This window comes from Deltaproteobacteria bacterium (assembly GCA_021159305.1).
Lineage (GTDB): Bacteria > Campylobacterota_A > Desulfurellia > JAGGSF01 > JAGGSF01 > JAGGSF01.
In genome coordinates, this window is record JAGGSB010000025.1 from 1 (window position 1) to 1,683 (window position 1,683).

At 36.2% G+C, this 1,683-nt stretch carries 3 protein-coding genes; all 3 read right to left on the bottom strand.

Going from position 1 to position 1,683, the window contains the following annotated elements; genetic code table 11:
- On the bottom strand, nucleotides 1-402 hold a 402-nt coding region (locus tag J7J10_01670; GenBank protein ID MCD6129649.1), incomplete at its 3' end, for a ferrochelatase.
- Nucleotides 384-1,355, bottom strand: coding sequence for a uroporphyrinogen decarboxylase (gene hemE, locus J7J10_01675; GenBank protein ID MCD6129650.1), 972 nt, complete (start codon nucleotides 1,353-1,355; stop codon nucleotides 384-386). The genes hemE and J7J10_01670, both read right to left, overlap by 19 nt.
- A gap of 102 nt (nucleotides 1,356-1,457) precedes the next feature.
- Nucleotides 1,458-1,683, bottom strand: a 226-nt coding sequence (locus J7J10_01680) for a hypothetical protein (protein MCD6129651.1), incomplete at its 5' end; no start/stop codon positions are given.

Consider the following 1,683-nt stretch of genomic DNA (forward strand, 5'->3'; position numbering starts at 1 on the left):
AAAATCATCTATAAATGAACCCACTTTTGTTTTAGAGTAGTGTGGATACAACGGAAATAAAATCACATTTTTTATGTCTTTCTCTTTTATTTTTTTTACCACTTCTTTTGCTCGGGGACTGCTGTATCTCATACACATAAACACATCATCTTTTATTCTCTGTCTTAATAATTTTGACTGTTTATTCACATTGTCTATTATAGGCGAGCCTTTAATAAGAGTGTAATGTTTTTTAGCTTTTGGAAGTCTCAATGAGGATAAAAGAATAGCAACAGGCAGCCTTAAGATTAAGGGGAGATGAATGATGTGTTTATCAAAAAACAGGTTGAATAGAAATCTTCTTACCTCTTTTTCATTTTTCGGTCCGCCGAAGGAAAGTAGGACTATGGCTCTTTTTCCCATCCATGTACCATCTTTACTAAGAATTTTGCTTTGTTTTCATCGGTTTGGGGCAGAATGCCGCCTCCTAAATTAAAGATGTGTCTTTTGCCTTCCATCATTTTCATAATGTATGTTGCTTTTTCTTCTATGATAGTTTTTTCTGCTAAAAGCGCTGATGGATCTAAATTTCCCTGAATAATCTTATTTGAATTTTTACAGTTTTTGATATCAATTCTCCAATCTACGCTTAAGATATCTGCTCCTGTTTCTTCTACTATGTTTAGTATTCCGCTCATTCCATTTACATAGTAGGAAGTAGGTATTTTTTGTTTAAAAAAAGAAATAATCTTTTTCACATACGGAAGGCTAAATTCTTCCCAATCTGAAGGAGAAAGGATTGAGGCTTGAGTATCAAATATCTGTAGCATATCTGCTTCGCTTTGTAATTTTAAATACTCTATCATTGAATCTGTAATTATATCTAATTTGTTTTTGAATTTTTCCTTTTGGTTATACATCAGGTATTTTGTATGATTTTCGTCAGGCTTTCCCTGTCCGATAATGTAGGACATCAAAGTAAACGGCGCACCGCAAAATCCAATTAGGGTTTTATCGGTTAACTCTTTCTTCAGTATACACATGATTTTGCTTGTAAATAACATTTTTTCCACATCTATGCTGCGAATTTCATCTCCGAAGACAAATGGTCCTTTCTCTGTAAAGTAGACCTTCAGTCCCATTGCCCGTAGGGGAAGCAGAATGTCAGAGAATATTATAGCAGCATCTACATCCAATTCTTTTACAGGTTGCAGTGTAACCTCTACTGCCAGTTCTGGCGTTTCACACATCTCCAGGAATGTATATTTTTCTCTCATTTTTCTATAGGATTTGAGGTATCTGCCTGCCTGACGCATAAACCAGATGGGTGTATATGGGATATTTTTGCCTTTTATCAGCTCAATTATCGCTTTCACATTCTTAGTATAGCCATTTTGTGATGTAAATAAAAGATTAAAGGCAGGCCATTGAGGTCAAATTTTAGTTTTCTTTCAATTAAGGGTATGTTAATCTTTGAATTAGGTGATTGTAAAGGAGGAACTTATGAAAGTAAGAATTGGAAGTTTAGTTACATATAGTAGGGTTAATTCCCCGCAGCTTGCCGCGTTTTGTGTCATTCCCTCTGTCATTCCCTCTGTCATTCCCTCTTCCTCTGTCATTCCCGCGCATGCGGGAATCCATACCCCAGATTCCGTGTCAAGTAATGTCACCCCGCACACCGATGCGGGGACGGAATGACAGGGA